11 protein-coding genes and 1 tRNA gene are annotated in these 15,497 nt (G+C 67.2%); 7 read left to right on the top strand and 5 right to left on the bottom strand.

The window, feature by feature from the left end; genetic code table 11:
- Position 1 precedes the first annotated feature (1 nt).
- The gene (locus tag OG897_RS22495; protein WP_266658990.1) at positions 2-3,184 is read left to right on the top strand and encodes a type I restriction endonuclease subunit R; all 3,183 of its coding nucleotides are present in this window, start codon (positions 2-4) and stop codon (positions 3,182-3,184) included.
- Positions 3,185-3,244: 60 nt separating this feature from the next.
- Here OG897_RS22495 and OG897_RS22490 read toward each other — a convergent pair whose 3' ends face one another.
- Positions 3,245-3,526, bottom strand: a complete 282-nt coding sequence (locus OG897_RS22490) for a DUF397 domain-containing protein (RefSeq protein ID WP_266658989.1) — start codon at positions 3,524-3,526, stop codon at positions 3,245-3,247.
- A complete protein-coding gene (locus OG897_RS22485) occupies positions 3,523-4,389 on the bottom strand; it encodes a helix-turn-helix transcriptional regulator (protein WP_266658988.1) in 867 nt (288 codons plus the stop codon). Before OG897_RS22485 ends, OG897_RS22490 begins: the two co-directional genes overlap by 4 nt.
- A 133-nt stretch (positions 4,390-4,522) precedes the next feature.
- Here OG897_RS22485 and OG897_RS22480 point away from each other — a divergent pair, with 133 nt between their 5' ends.
- From OG897_RS22480 to OG897_RS22465, 4 genes are all read left to right on the top strand, one after another.
- Complete coding sequence (locus tag OG897_RS22480; protein WP_266658987.1) at positions 4,523-5,104, top strand: ATP-binding protein; 582 nt, start codon at positions 4,523-4,525, stop codon at positions 5,102-5,104.
- Positions 5,105-5,236: 132 nt separating this feature from the next.
- Complete coding sequence (locus OG897_RS22475) at positions 5,237-6,835, top strand: serine/threonine-protein kinase (protein WP_266658986.1); 1,599 nt, start codon at positions 5,237-5,239, stop codon at positions 6,833-6,835.
- 179 nt (positions 6,836-7,014) lie between these two features.
- Positions 7,015-9,108 carry an AIPR family protein gene (locus OG897_RS22470; protein WP_266658985.1) on the top strand — a complete coding sequence of 698 codons (2,094 nt, stop codon included), beginning with the start codon at positions 7,015-7,017 and terminating at the stop codon, positions 9,106-9,108.
- 77 nt (positions 9,109-9,185) lie between these two features.
- Entirely contained in the window at positions 9,186-11,324 is a 2,139-nt protein-coding gene (locus OG897_RS22465) for a UvrD-helicase domain-containing protein (RefSeq protein ID WP_266658984.1), read from the top strand.
- 58 nt (positions 11,325-11,382) lie between these two features.
- Here the strand turns inward: OG897_RS22465 and OG897_RS22460 are convergent, their stop codons facing one another.
- The 3 genes from OG897_RS22460 to OG897_RS22450 all read right to left on the bottom strand — a co-directional run bounded on the left by OG897_RS22460 (position 11,383) and on the right by OG897_RS22450 (position 13,902).
- Positions 11,383-12,564 carry a hypothetical protein gene (locus tag OG897_RS22460; protein WP_266658983.1) on the bottom strand — a complete coding sequence of 394 codons (1,182 nt, stop codon included), beginning with the start codon at positions 12,562-12,564 and terminating at the stop codon, positions 11,383-11,385.
- 301 nt (positions 12,565-12,865) lie between these two features.
- Positions 12,866-13,549 (bottom strand): VC0807 family protein, encoded by a 684-nt coding sequence (locus OG897_RS22455; RefSeq protein WP_266658982.1) that lies wholly within the window; start codon positions 13,547-13,549, stop codon positions 12,866-12,868.
- Positions 13,550-13,830: 281 nt separating this feature from the next.
- Positions 13,831-13,902, bottom strand: a tRNA-Arg gene (locus OG897_RS22450).
- Between the two features lie 171 nt (positions 13,903-14,073).
- Here OG897_RS22450 and OG897_RS22445 point away from each other — a divergent pair.
- Positions 14,074-14,532 carry a response regulator gene (locus OG897_RS22445; protein ID WP_323188087.1) on the top strand — a complete coding sequence of 153 codons (459 nt, stop codon included), beginning with the start codon at positions 14,074-14,076 and terminating at the stop codon, positions 14,530-14,532.
- A 96-nt stretch (positions 14,533-14,628) separates the two neighbouring features.
- Positions 14,629-15,489: an ArgS-related anticodon-binding protein NrtL gene (gene nrtL, locus OG897_RS22440; protein WP_266658980.1), complete on the top strand. Its 861-nt coding sequence runs from the start codon at positions 14,629-14,631 to the stop codon at positions 15,487-15,489.
- Positions 15,490-15,497 lie beyond the last annotated feature (8 nt).

Below are 15,497 nucleotides of genomic sequence, written 5' to 3'. Positions count from 1 at the left end.
CATGAGCCCCGTATACGACGAGCACGCCTTCGGCACCGCCATAGTCGCCGCCCTCCGCGACAACGGCTGGCGCGAGGCCAACCCTGAGGACTACCGACCCGACCTCGGCCTCGACACCAACGAGCTCTTCACCTTCATCGGCCGCACCCAGGCCGAAGAGTGGTACGAACTCTGCGGCATCTACGGCACCCAGGAAGAAGCCCAACGCGGCTTCGCCAAGCGCCTTGACCGTGCCATCGCCGACGAAGGCGTCCTCAACGTCCTCCGCAACGGCGTGAAAGACCAGGGCGTTCGCCTCCGCGTCGCCTTCTTCAAGCCCAACCTCGTCGTAGACGCCTCCGCCCTCGACGGCTACAAGGCCAACCGCCTCACCGTCGTCCGCGAACTCCCTTACGCCACCAAGCAGGCCGACTGGGGCCACCGGCTCGACCTGACCCTGTTCCTCAACGGAATTCCTGTCGCCACAGCCGAGTTGAAGAACCCGCTCACCGGCCAGGGTGCAGAGCAGGCCAAGGAGCAGTACCGCACCGACCGCGACCCCACCGAGCTCATCTTCACCCGCCGGGTTATCGCCAACTTCGCCATAGACACGGACCTGGTCTTCGTCGCGACCCAGCTGAAGGGCCGCAACACCCGCTTCCTCCCCTTCAACACCGGCTCCAACGGCCCCGGCCTGCCCGGCGGTTCGGGCAACCCCGCCCCCACTGCCTTCGGTAAGTACGCCACCAGTTATCTCTGGGAAAACGTCTGGGCCCGCGACAACTGGCTCGACCTCCTCCAGCGCTTCGCCCACCAGCAGAAGCAGAAGGCCACCCCGGGCAGCACCACCACCCGAACCACCATCTTCCCCCGCTACCACCAGTGGGACGTGGTCAAGAAGCTCACCGCCCACGCCGCCACCCACGGCGCCGGCGAGAACTATCTGATCATGGCCTCCGCCGGTTCCGGAAAGTCGAACACCATCGGGTGGCTCGTCCACCGCCTCTCCGACCTCCACGCGGACACCGACCCCCGCGCCCTCGACCAGCAGGCGCTGACCGCAGGCCGCATCAGTCCCGGCGAACCGGTCTTCGACAAGGTCATCGTCATCACCGACCGCCGCAACCTGGACGCCCAACTCCGGGAAACCGTCGGCAGCTTCTCCCAGACCGAGGGCCTGGTCGTCAAGATCGACGAGAAGCACGGCGCCAAGAGCGAACAGCTCGCCCGTGCCCTCTCCCGTGACACCGGCAAGATCGTCACCGTCACCCTGCACACCTTCCCGGCACTGCTCAACTACCTCAAGCGCAACCCCACCGAGATCAGCGGCAGCCGCTTCGCGATCGTCATCGACGAGGCGCACTCCTCCCAGTCCGGTGACGCGGCGAAGGGCGTCAAGGCCGCCTTGCGTGGCCTCGGCCTGGACTCCGACTCGGACGACGCGGGCGCGGTCACGACCGCGGTCAACGGCCAGTTGAAGAAGCAGGCCGAGGAGCGTTCACACGCAGACAACCTCTCCTACTTCGCCTTCACCGCCACCCCCAAGGCCAAGACCCTCGAACTCTTCGGCACCCCAGCCACGGAGAACGGCAAGGACGTCTACCGCCCCTTCCACACCTACTCCATGCGCCAGGCCATCGAGGAGGGCTTCATCCTCGACCCGCTGCGCAACTACGTCACGTACAACACCTACTGGAAGCTGGTGAACCAGAACCCCGACGAGAAGGAGGTGGACCCCTCCAAGGCCAACAGTCTCCTCGCCCGGTTCGCCCTCACTCACGAGCACACCGTCTCCCAGCAGGCCATCGTGATCGTGGAGCACTTCCTCGCCCACACCCGCGGCCGGCTCGGCGGGCGTGCCAAGTCCATGGTGGTCACGGCTTCCCGCCACTCCGCCGTGCAGATGGCCCGCGCCATCAAGAGCTACATCCAGGACCGCGAGTACGACACCAAATACCCGGACCTGGGCGTCCTGGTCGCCTTCTCCGGGGCCCTCACCATCGACGACGAGGAGACCACCGAACCGAAGGAGAACGGCGGCCTCTCCGAGAGTGCGCTGCCCAAGGCTTTCGCGTACGTCCGCGCCGACGACAAGGCGGTGAAGGCAGGAGGCAAGGGCCAGCCCGAGTACAAGATCCTCGTCGTCGCGGAGAAGTACCAGACCGGTTTCGACCAGCCCCTGCTCACGACGATGTACGTGAACAAGACACTGACCGGCATCGCCGCCGTCCAGACCCTCTCCCGCCTCAACCGCACCGCCGACCGCAAGTCCCAGGCAGACCTTGCCGTTCTGGACTTCGTCAACGACGCCGAGGACATCAAGGAGGCGTTCCGCCCGTACTTCGAGGAGGCGACGACGCTTCCCTCGGACCCGAACCTTCTCTACACCGCGCAGAGCCGCGTCATGTCGGCCCCGGTCATCGCGGAACAGGAGATGGACGAGTTCGCGGCGGCCTACTTCGCGGCCAAGGAGAAGGCGGCCGGGTCCCAGGCCAGGTGGGAGAAGCTGCACGCCGAGCTGTATCGGATGCTCTCCCCGGCGGTGGCGCGCTTCGCGGACCTGATCGCCGACGAGGACGACGAGGACAGCATCGCGGTCGCGGAGGACTTCCGCGCCGACCTCAACGACTACGTCCGCAAGTACGGCTTCCTCGCCCAGATCGTGCCGTACCACGACCCCGACCTGGAACGGCTGCACCTCTACGGGCGCTACCTCCTCAACCGCCTCCCTCGCCGCGCCGACGGCGGGGTCGACATCGGCGAGGTGGATCTCAGCCATCTTCGCGTCGAGAAGACCGGCGAGCACGATGTGTCCCTGAACGCTGAGGGTCCGGTCGAGCTGAAGGGCTTCGGCGACGGTACGGGCGGGGCGAAGGAGGCGGAGAAGTCGCTGCTGTCCGAGCTGATCGACAAGTTCAACTCGAAGTACGGCACCGAGTTCACGGAGGAGGACGTCCTCCCCGCCTTCAACGCGGCGAAGAACGACCCGAAGGTCCGCGCCGCGGCCGTCGTCAACGACGAGGAGAACTTCGGCGTCGTCTTCGACAAGGCGTTCAATGGCTACATGATGGATCACGTCTCCACCGTCGACACCCTCGGCAAGCGCTACTTCGGCGCCGACCGCGGCTTCAAGTCCAACCTCGACCGCAGTGCGCGGCGGGCGGCGTGGCGGATGATCCGCGACGAAGAGGGTTTGGACGAGTAGCGGGCGGGGAGAGGGGCCCGCTGTGCGCCTGTCGATGGCGGACAAGCGCACAGCGGGGTCTCAGCGGCCGACGTCCAGCGAGGTCACGAACCGAACCCAGGCTGCCGCGCCAATTCCCACCACGGGACCCGTAGTTACCTTTGAGTCGCGTACGAGTATGGCGGCGGGGGTGGTGGCGACCTCCACGCATTGTCCGCCCTCAGCACCGCTGTAGCTGCTTTTGCACCAGGCAGGTTCCGGGACTGCGACCTCGACGCATTCGCCGCCGTCCCCTGTGCTGTAGCTGCTCTTGAACCAAGCTTTCTCCGGTACGGCTTCCACATAGCTTCGGTGAACGATCATGTTTCTCCGATCAGTTGCGTGATGAACGCTGACGACTCTCGCGGGGACAGTGCCTGCGATCGGAGGATGCCATAGCGTGCTTCGAGTTCACGCACCTTGTGTACGTCGGTGTAGAGGCGGCTGTCGCCCTGTACCTCCGCGTAGGCGATGCGATGCCCCTTGTTCGTATCGATCAAGGTGAATGGGCCGCCCAGCGCGGCGTTGTCCTCACGGCTCGTCGGCATGACCTGAACTTCTACGTTCCGCCACTGTCCAGTAAGCAGGATCTGTTCCAGTGTCTCGCGCATTACCTTCTGCCCGCCGATTGGCCTGCGTAGAACTGCTTCCTCGATGACGAAGCTCATCAGAGGTGCAGGGTCACGCTCGAAGATGCTCTGACGGATCATGCGAGCGTTCAAGCGTTGTTCAACCATGTCCTCGCAGAGCAACGGTCGCTGCATCTGGAACACCGCCCGCGCATACTCCTCCGACTGCAACAGACCCGGGATGGCGTATACGGCATACACGTTCACCGCCGTCGCCTTGGCCTCCAGCCCGGCCATGTCTCGGAAGAACGCCGGATACTGTGCTCGCGCCATCTCCTCCTTGAGGGCCTTCAATACGCCCCCGGCATCCAGCACTTCGTCCGCCTTGTCGATGAAGAGTTCCTGTGGAATCCGTCGCCCCTGTTCAATCGATGCGATCGACTGCGGCGAGTACCCCACAAGCTTCCCGAACGCCACCCGATCCAGCCCCGCCCGAATCCGCAACAGCTTCAACTGCCGCCCGAACGCCACCACCACGCCCGAACCCGGGTCGTCCTCCGGCCGCTGCCCCACCTCGGCCCGCTCGCCGTCGCCCTGGTCCTCGTCCTGAGTGGTCATGCTCTCCACCTCCGCCGAACTCGTCCCGCCACGCCCCGCGTTACGTACAGCCGCCCACTCCGCTACGTACAACAGCCCCACGACCGCGCGTCACCGCTGGTCACGCTACGCCACCACCCGCCAGCGTGGGGCCATGACCAGCAATCCCGCGAACAACACCACAACCACCCAACTCGCCACTCCCACCCACCACTTCCAAATGCGCTTCAGCTCAACCAGGCGCGGCGCCCGCCTCGCCCGCCGCCTCTGTGGGGAGCGCCTCGCGACCTGGGGGATCGCATACGGATCCGACACCCACGACTCCCTCACCCTCATCACGGCCGAGCTGTGTGCCAACGCCGTCCTGCACGGCCACGTCTCCGGCCGGGACTTCCGAGTGGACCTGACGGCGACAGAGGGGAACGGTGAGCCCACCACCTCCACCACCATCCGAATCGCGGTCACCGACACCCGCGGCGACCGCCTCCCAGCACCGGCCAGCCGCGACATCGACTCCGAAACCACGGCCGACCGCCCCGACGGCCGCGGCCTACTCCTCGTCGCGGCACTCGCCGACCGCTGGGGCTGCGACCCCCGTACGGACGGCGGACCCGGCAAGACGGTCTGGGCACAACTCACCGTCACCGCACACATCCCTGCCGCCCACATCTCGACCCCCGTTCCCACCTCCATCGCCACCCCAAACCAGCCAACTCGCCATCCTTCTGCCTCCTAGGGCTGGACGGAAGATCGTTGCTCCCGCAAAACTAGTTCCCTACACACATCAGGACCAGACACGAGTCAACTCGGACCGGCACCGCAGGATCACCACCCCAAGGCGCCAGGGAAGACGCTCGACGGGGGCACGGTGCCGAACAAGCCGATCGCGGGACGCTACGAACTCCTGGAACCACTCAGCCACGGCGGCATGGGCGACGTGTGGCGAGGGTACGACGCCGTCCTCGATCGGCCCGTCGCCGTCAAACTGGTCCGGCAGCAGTCGGTCACCTCGCCCGAGCTCGCCGAGGAGTTCGCCAAGCGATTCAAGCGCGAGGCCCGCATCACCGCCCGCATCCAGCACCCCGGTGTACCCCAGGTGTTCGACGCCGTACTCGACGACACGTACGAGCACCTGTATCTGGTGATGGAGCTCGTGGACGGGGTGCCGCTCACCGCCTACATCCCCGCCGACCCCCGGCAGCAGGCCCAGCCACTGCCCATCGGCTGGGCCGCCGCCGTCGCCGCCCAGGTGACCACCGTGCTGTCCTGGGCGCACGACGTCCCGGTGATCCACCGCGACCTGAAGCCGAGCAACATCCTCGTCGCCCGCGACGGCACGGTGAAGGTCCTCGACTTCGGCATCGCCGCCATGCTGCGCACCGACATCACCAAACTCACCGCGACCGGCAGTCCCATCGGCACCTACCAGTACATGTCGCCGGAACAGGTGCGCGGCGGCCGGATCACCCCGCAGGCCGACCTCTACGCACTGGGCTGCGTTCTGCACGAACTCCTCAGCGGACACTTGGTCTTCGCTGCCGAGAGCGAATACCTTCTGATGTTCCAGCACGTCAACGAGGCCCCGACCCCTCTTCGTCGACTGCGCCAAGACGTACCGGTGCCCTTGGAGGCCCTCGTCCTGCACCTGCTGCGCAAGGCCCCCGAGGAGCGGCCCGCGGACATTCAGGAGGTGTACGAGCGACTCCAGCCCTTCCTGCCCGTGCCCGGTGACCAGGCCCTGCCCCATGAACAGGCGCCGCGCCACGTCCCCGACCCCACCGGCATCTTCCGCCGCCCGTACGCACCCCGCCCTCGCGCCGAGGCGCCCGCGCCGCAGCCCGCCGCGGTCCCGGAACAGCCCGCAGCGCCCGCGCCGCTGCCGGAGGCATTGCGGGCGCAGATCAGGGAAGTGCGTGCGCACTACGACGCGTTGATGGAGGAGGAGCGCTTCTCCCAAGCCGCCGAGGTGGTCGGCGAAATGGTCGAGCTCGCTGCTCGCCCCCTGGGCAGTGACAACAAGGTGGTCCTGGGGTTGCGTATGCGCCGCGCAGTGAGCTTGTTGCTCGGCGGGGACTTCCGGGCGGCGCTGCCCGAGTTCGAGACTCTCGCCGATGCTTATGCAAGGACGGGTGGGCCCTCCAGTAAGTCGGCCCTCAACTGCCGGGCGCAGGCCGCCCGTTGTCGTGCCGAACTCGGCCAGGCCACCGACGCGCTGCACGCGCTGCGGGATGTGCTCGCAGCCGTACGGGTCGTCGAAGGGGACGTCAGTGAGGACGCCGTCGTGCTGCGTCGCGACATCGCCATGCTCCTGCTCGCGCAGGGGCGCGCAGCCGAAGCGCTGGAGCTGTTGGAGCCGCTGCACGCCGACCTCCTCCTGGTCTTTGGGTCGGACGACGAACTGACGGTCGAGATCGCGGAAACCCTCGCTGTCGTACGCCTCGACCTCGACGGCCCCACGAGCGGCTGACCACTCGACCAGAAGCACTCGGCAGGCTGTGACTGTGTGCAAACATCAATGATCCAGGGGCGAGCGCACGTGTCGTGGATGCCGCAGCCCCGCACGGAGGGGGACGGGCAGTGAGTACAACGAGTACCGGTAGTCACGAAGCGGATGTGACCTTGCAGGTGCGCCAGGTGGAGAGGGCCTTGCGCACCACGTACGAGCACCTGCTCGACGTCAGCGACTTGGAGGGCCGGCCGCCGCAGGAACGCGACCCGCGCCTGCTCTCCCGTGCGCTGACCGCGCAGGCCGTCCGAATCGTCACCGGATTCAGCCCCCAGGAAGCGGCGTTCACCGTCATTGACGGAATGGCTGATCAGGGCATCGACGCCATTGCCGTTGTGGACGGGCCGCAGAAGCACGTCTACCTGGTACAGGCGAAGTGGAGCAAGAACGGCCGGGCCTCCTGCGACCGGGCGGCCGTCCAGGAGTTGCTCACCGGCCTGCGCCTCATCGACGACGAGGACTTCGCCGAGTTCAACCCGCGCGGCCGGCAACTGGCCGAGCACGCCAAGACGGTGATGTCGAGCGGGCCCGTCCCTGTCACTCAAGTCATCGTCCTCATGCGCGCCGACGACGTCACCGACGGGTTCCGGCAGGCGCTGGACGTGGGGGAGCGCGAGTTCAATCGCAACGGGGACGTCCTCGACCACCGTCTCATCCTGGGTCCGGAGGTGTGGGCGTCCGTACGCCAGGACCTCGCTCCCAAGTCCGTCGATCTCACCGTGGAACTCCACCCCTGGTTCTCCGTGAGCTCGCCCTACGAGTCCTACCAGGGGATTGTCCCGGCGGAGTGCGTGGCGCAGTGGATGGAGCACGGTGCGGACCTGTTCAACCTCAACATCCGCAACCCCTTGGGCAGGACGCCGATCAACAACGCGCTCACCGGAACCCTCGTCGAGGAACCCGCGAACTTCTGGTACTTCAACAACGGCGTCACCGTGCTGTGCGAATCCGTCGAGAAGACGCACCAGTCCATGCGAGCCCCCGAACGGTTCCCTCTCGGTCTCACCCTGCGCAACGCCAGCGTGGTGAACGGGGCACAGACCGTCCGCTCGGTCGCAGAGGCGTTGGAACACGACGAGGATGCCGCGTCGGCACAAGTCGGAGTGCGCATCATCGTGACGGGAGGCAGGCAGGAGTTCGCCAAGGAAGTCACTCAGGCGACGAACCGGCAGAACCGTGTCGAGCCCCGTGACTTCATCGCGCTCGACCCCGTACAGGCATCGATCATGGAGGAGATGCGGGCCGAACTGGGCCTTGAGTACAGCGTCAGGCGAAGCGAACTCGAACCGCAGGAGGAGATTGGCTGCTCCGTGGTGGAGGCGGCCTGCGCACTGGCCTGCGCGCATGTGGACAGCCAGTACGCGGCCCGGATGGCCGTCACCCTCGACGTACTGTGGGAGCGGGGTTCGCAGGGCATCTACGACATCCTCTTCCGCCCCCAGCCGAGCGCCTACCTCCTGTGGAACGCGGTACAGATACTGCGTGCCGTGCGACGGACGCTTCACCGGCTGCGTTCGCGGTACGAGGGGCGCGGAGCGGCCCTGACCGAGCACGGCGTCTACCTGCTGACCCATCTCGTCTTCCGTCTGCTGGACACGGAAGCCATCGATGAACCCGACCCGGAGCTGGAGTGGTGCACCACCGCTACGGAACAAGTACCGGTCCTCGTCGAGCAGCTGCTGCCGGTCCTGGCCGCCGTGATCGACGAGCGGTACACGGCGCGGTCGCAGATCCGTGCCGTGTGCGCGGACCCCGTACGCTGCCGCGAAGTCACCGACGACACCATCGGCATCCTGACGGCACCCAAGGGCCGCAGCGTGCCCGACACGTACCGTCGTAGCCGGACCCAGCGCAAGCGCCGCAGGCCCAATGCGGTCTCGGTGCTCATCGATCAAGGGCTTCTGGAGAACGGGACGCCGCTCTTCCTCCACTGCCCTTACCCGATCGAAGTGGACGCCTTGCAGGAGTGGCTGGCGGAGGACGAACGGCGAGCGCGGGGGACCTGGGTCAATCACCGCTCCAAGCCGGTCCTGTGGGCGGCCGACGGCCAGCAGTACTCGCCGTCCGGTCTCGTCAGTCACATGTGGGAGCTGGCCGGCTGGAAGAAGCGGCCCGTGGCCAACCAGGGGACCGCCCGGTGGAAGACCTCCGCCGGAGAGACGCTCGCCGACCTGGCCTGGCGGGCGCTCGATGCTCTGGAGGAGACACCCGAGGGCGAAGCGGCGGCCGACTGAGGCGCCCGGCAGCCCCGTTCCGTTCCTCCCGCTCAACCCGGCCACGGCACCCCGCACCCCAGGAAGAAGCGACGACCATGCCCCACCTCGCCTTCGACATCGCCTTCTGCGCCCAGCTCAGCAAGTTGCAGGGGCCTGTCAGGCAAGGGGTGTTCGACGCGTGGGAAAAGTTCGAACGGCTCACCCTGGACCAGCTCTTCAAGGACCCGGGGCTGAAACTGGAGTCCCTGAAGCAGGCCCGCGACCCTCACATTCGTACGATCCGCATCGCCCAGGGCACTCGGGGTGTCGTCCTCGCACCGGCCAGCGGGCAGACCTACGTACTCCTGCGGGTGATGCCCCACGACAAGGCCATCGCCTGGGCGGTCAAACAGACGGCGAGCATCAACACGGTCACCCGGGCGGTCGAGATCCGCGACATCGAGGTGCTCGACCAACTCACGCCCGCGTACGAGCGCATCGCACCCGCCCCCGACCAAAGGCTGTTCGCCAAGATCTCCGACGGCGACATGGCGGCCCTCGGCATCGACGGGACCACCCTGCGCCAGGCCCGCGTGCTGACCAACCAGGAACAACTGGAGGTGTTCGCGCCGCACTTCCCGCAGGATCAGCGCGAAGTCCTGGAGTATCTGGCCTCGGGCTTCACTGTGGAGGAGGTGTGGCGCGACCTGGTTTCGGTCAGCCTCGCCCCCACCGCGCACACCGCGGAGCCGGTGGACCCGAAGGACTACGACGCCGCGATCCGCGCCACTTCCACCCGTATCGCCTTCGTCACCGCCTCCGACGAGCTCCGGGAGATCCTGGAGAAGCCGTTCGCGGCCTGGCGGATCTTCCTCCACCCCTCCCAGCACAAGATGGCCTACCGCGCTTCCTACTCCGGCCCTGCCCAGGTCACGGGCGGTCCTGGCACCGGAAAGACGGTAGTCGCCCTGCACCGCGTACGGCACTTGCTGCGCCACCTGCGCGACGGGGACCGCATCCTGCTGACCACGTACACCAACGCACTCGTGGCGGCACTGCGCAGCGGCCTCGCTTCGCTCGTCGAGGACGCGGACCTGCGCGCGAGGGTCGACGTCATGACGGTCGACGCCTTCGCCGGCCGGACCCTCTCCACCGCGCGCAAACCGCTGCACGGCGGAGAGGAGCAGACCCGCTGGGAACAAGCGGCCCGCGCCACCGGCTTCACCGGCACGGCGCAGTTCCTGGCGCAGGAGTACAAGCACGTGGTGCTCGCTCAGAACCTCCGCACACTCCAGGAATACGAAGCGGCGGAACGCAAGGGCCGCGGCAGCGCGCTCCCCGTCGCTGAGCGCGCGTTGGTGTGGCGCACCGTCGAACAGTTCACCGGAAGACTGGCCGCCGACGGACTGCGCACCTACCTCGGAACCTGCGCGGAGGCAGCCGACAAGCTGAGGGCCGACGGCCCCCGCTACCGGCACATCGTCGTCGACGAAGCCCAGGACCTCCACCCGGCGCAGTGGCGTCTGCTGCGTGCCGCGGCCCCGGCCCGCCCGGACGACCTGTTCATCGCGGGAGATCCGCACCAGCGCATCTACGACTCCAAGGTCTCCCTGAAGGCCCTCGACATCAACGTCGCCGGCCGCTCCACCAAGATGCGCAAGAACTACCGCAGCACGCACGAGATCCTCAGCTGGTCCACCGCTCTCCTCGTCGGCCGTCCCTTCGAACAGCTTGCAGACGATGCCCGGAACGAAACCCTGCTCGGTTATCGCTCGGCGCTACACGGCAACGGCCCCGAGGTACATGCTGCGGCCTCCGAGGAAGGCGAACTCGATGCACTGGTCGAGCGGGTTCGACGCTGGGTGGGCGGGGGGATTCCGCCCGGCGACATCGGAGTGAGCGCCCGCTTCAACAAAACCTGCGACCAGGCCGCCGATCGGCTGCGTGCCGCCGGCCTCCCCGCGGTGCGCCTCCGGGCGAACGCCCCGGACGAAGTGGACGCGGTACGCGTCGGCACCATGCACTCCTTCAAGGGCCTGGAATTCCGCTGCGTAGCGGTCATCGGAGCGCACGACGGCGCAGTGCCGTACCCCGGAGCAATCACTTCTGCCGACGTGGACCGACTCCAGTACGAAGCGGACATGACAGCCGAGCGCTGCCTGCTCTTCGTCGCCTGCACCCGGGCCCGCGACGGCCTCTACGTCTCCTGGCGGGGCACACCGAGCCCGTTCCTGACGGATGCCGGGGCTGTCTGACGGCACCAGCCGGACGGTGTGGGGCCGACGTGCCCCGGCGGCCCCACACCACTCGGAACTACACCTCGGCGAAAGCGGCCTCCTGGGCTGCTCTGCTGTACGGAGTGATGCTCCCGGTTGATTCGTCGGCCCAGTACGCAAAGACATTCGCCTGGTCCGCAAAGTCGCTTGCGGGGCGCGTCATGCTCCTCCGAAGCAGCACCAACAGCCGCTTTCCGGAAACGGTGGCATCGGCATACATCATCTTGATGTCCGCAAGCCCCAGAGCCTTGTCGCGCTCCCACCGGACAATGGCCAGTGACTCGGACGACAGCGACGCCGGAGACTCCGCACCGGCATCGACTTCGACCACGTCACCGAACCCAAGGGTACGAAGTTCCCGGACGGTGGATCGTGATGCCGGATGTGAGGTGTGCCGCTGATCCTGCGTACTTCGCGCCCGAGGCATCTCCCCCTTGTGACGGGGCACGACCAGGCGCTCTTCCGGAGGGCCTTCCCGCAAAGCTCTCTCGATGACACCGTGCAGTTCATCGAGCATCTCGTCGGTGAGTTCGCTACCGGGGACGACTCCGGCTTCCCCGCGGAAAAGGGAGTGGACATCCGGACGCCACTGGATGCCCCGTGCCTCCTCATGAACATCCACAAGCCAACCGATCTTCGGCTTCCGGGAGATACGAACCGAACTCCGGCCCATCCCGATCGCCACGAAGTCACCCTCATGAGCCCGGTAGGGAAAGGCCTCGATGCCCTTCACGGTCTCCGTGGTACGTATCCGGTTCGCGGATACCACGAGGCGGACGTCGTGCCCTCGGGCTTCCAGCGCATCGGCCAACCTGACGATCGGCACTTTGCTGTCCGGCTCATCCCATTTCCACGGGCTGAGCTCTGCACGCTGTTCTTCGTACGCCCTGACACGTTCTCCTACGGCGTCGGCCAGCACGTCCGCGTCGGTCAAGGCGTCCCACATCCGCGGATGACCCTTGTCGGCGGGCCCGATGATCAGCCAGAACGGATAGAAGCCATGCGGCTTCGCGAAACGTGTCAGCCACAAGAGAACTCTGCCCCCGCCACTGACCCGCACGGTGAGCATGGCGGGCAATGAGTTCAAGGGCGAGTGCATTTCTATGCGGCCACTCAGCTCGGGGTGGCGTGTGAGCAGTGCTGCCTCAGCGCGCTGGTAGGCGAAGAAGTGCCCCAGCGCATCTGATTCGCTGCTCCACGGGTACTGCAACAGGTCCATACCAGCTACTCCTCATCCTCTGCGTCCATCTCAAATCGCCTACAGAGCATGCCACTTGTTGCATGTCGGCATCGTCCCTGACGCCCCGCAATTTGTTGAGCTGTCAAGCGAGTTCACAGCCGCAATGCACGGAGACGCTGATTCCCGCGCCATGTGGTTCCGGTGCCATAGTCTTGGGAGCTAGGGCAGCATGCACCCCAAGCAAGGTCGCCACCACCAAAAAAGCCCCGGCCAAGAAGGCGCCCGCCCGCAAGCGAACCCCTGCCTGACCGAGGCACTACGCCCCCCAATTACCCGCCCGTCACCCGGCTGCGTCAGCAGCGGACCCGGCAGCCGAAGAACCGGCGGGCGAATCACCTGCCGGAGCAGTAGCCATCCTCGCCCGCCCCTTCTTCCCCATCTGGATCGTGTACGTCAACAACCCCGCCAGCACCACGAACGGCATGATCCCCGACACCCCGACCATGGTCGACGTGTCCAGCGCAAAGGTGAGCGCGACCCGCACCCCGGCCTCCACCAGGAAGGCCACCCCCCACACCACGGTCAACTTCCGCTGACTCGACCGGAATCCGGGAAACGCGTCCCACAGCCCATTCCACCGGGCGACCCCCGCAGCCGACCCGTCGGTCGCGAACTTCCGCCCGAAATAGAACATCATCGGCCGCTCCAGCCACAACGTCACCAGAAACGCCAGCCCCAACAACCCCGTCACCGCGGAGTCCTTCACGAAGACCATCTTTTCGCTCTGGAAAACAAGCGCACTGACAGCCCCGAGCACCAGCACGATCAGAATCATCACGCCGAACTCGTCCACCCGCCGATTCAACCCGTAGAAGATCCCCACCTCGGCCAACGGCCACAAGGCAATCAGGAACAGCGCCGCGACCGGCTCCACCCCGCCGTCCGTCAGCATCCCGTACGTCACCCACGGCAACAGGACGCTGAACAACAGCGTCGGCCCCCAGTTCAGCACCACGGACTTCATCGCTCGCAACCCCCATGTCCCGCACGCCACTTGAGGCCCGTGACGCGGACCCGCGCGAAGCGTACGGACCCCCTCCGCCCCACCCCACCCCTCTTTGCCAGCCCCATGCCCCGAAATGACCCCCACATGGCGGAGCCCACCGAAGCCCTCACGCGCGGCACCCGCCCGGACACCCGGACACCGGACGCCCCGACATACGACAAAGGGCCGGACCCAGTGAAAACTGAGTCCGACCCTCTGTACTCGGCACTTCGCCCTGCTCGAAACGAACAGTGGCTGAGTGCCCCCGGCAGGATTCGAACCTGCGCACCCGGCTCCGGAGGCCGATGCTCTATCCCCTGAGCTACGGGGGCGTGTCGTCCGGCGTGTGTCGGCGACGTGGTGAACCTTACCAGCTCCCGCCCCGTGCCCGTGAACAGATATCTGCACCTCCGCACGTCAGCCGTCAGCAAGCGCTTCCCCCGCACGGGGCCTAAGTGGGCAAAACCCGGACGCGGTGCGGGAGTCAGACCTACTCTCGAAGAGTGCCAGGCACCTTTGGCCGGGTCCTTGTCGTCGACGACAACAAGGTCATCCGCCAGCTGATCACGGTCAATCTCGAACTGGAGGGTTTCGAGGTCGTGACCGCGTCCGACGGTGCCGAATGCCTGGAGATCGTGCACCGCATCTGCCCCGACGTGATCACCCTCGACGTGGTGATGCCCCGCCTCGACGGCCTCAGCACCGCCGCCCGCCTGCGCGCCGACCCGCGCACGAGCCATCTGCCGGTCGCGATCGTCAGCGCCTGTACGCAGTACGAAGTGGAGAGCGGCCTCGCCGCTGGAGTGGACGCCTTCCTCTCGAAGCCCTTCGAGCCCGCCGAACTGGTGCGGCTCGTGCGCAGGCTGGCGGGTCAGGAGGATCCGCCGTCAGCCGACGGCGACCATGTGGGTGAGTGCGTCCGTCATACGAGTCGTACGAGGGGATGCCCGCCGACCCCGTAGGACCCGCCCCCTGCGACCCGCCCGGCGCCCTGCCCCGCCGCCCGCATGCTGAAACCGGTTGGCGGGGGGACCCCCCTCCTCGCCTAGGCTTGCCCCGTGACCCCCGCAGAGCTCTCCCGTACCGTGCTGCGCGCCGTGCGCCGTGCCGTCGAGGAGGACGTGTTGTCCGCTCCGGTGCCCGAACGGGCCGCCGTCGAGCGCACCCGCCCGGGGGGCACCGGCGACTGGGCCAGCAATGTGGCGCTCCGGCTGGCCAAGCAGGCGGGGCAGAGCCCGCGCGAGGTCGCCGCGCTGCTGAAGGAGCGGATCGACGGCACGCCCGGGATCGCCGCCGTCGACATCACCGGCCCCGGATTCCTCAGCTTCACCCTGGCGGACGAGACCCAGGACCTGATCGTACGAGAGCTCCTGGAGCACGGTCTGGTACGGGAGGAAGCGCTCGCCGCGCCCGAGCCCCCGGCCGCAGCCGTCGCCAGGCTCGGGCGGGACGCCGCCGTCTGGGGGATGCTGCTCGCCGCCCCCGACGCCGAGCTCCTCGCCCAGCACGAGCGGAATCCACTGTTCCGGGTGCGCTACGCGTACTCCCGGACCCGCGCGCTGACCCGTAACGCCGCCGACCTCGGGTTCGACGCCTCGTACGACACAGCCATCGACACGGCCATCGATACCGTCACCGACACGGGCGTCGACGCGCCCGAGCTGATCGGTCTCCTCGGCGGGTACGCCGTCGAGCTCGAAGCCGCCGTACGACGCGCCGCCCCCGAGCGCATCGCCCGGCACCTCGTCGCCGTCGCCGACGCCTTCTTCCGCTTCCACGACACGCACCGGGTGCTGCCGCTCGGCGACGAGAAACCCTCGGCCGCCCACCGTTCCCGGCTGGCAGTCGCCGAAGCCGCCGGGACGGTGCTGGCCGGCGGCCTGTCCCAGCTCGGCGTCAGCGCACCCGACCACCTGTGAGTGAGAGA

Source organism: Streptomyces sp. NBC_00237, assembly GCF_026342435.1.
In the GTDB taxonomy this organism is placed as follows: Bacteria; Actinomycetota; Actinomycetes; order Streptomycetales; family Streptomycetaceae; genus Streptomyces.
The sequence above is the reverse complement of the archived record's forward strand: the minus strand, read 5'-3'. Positions and strand labels throughout refer to the sequence as shown.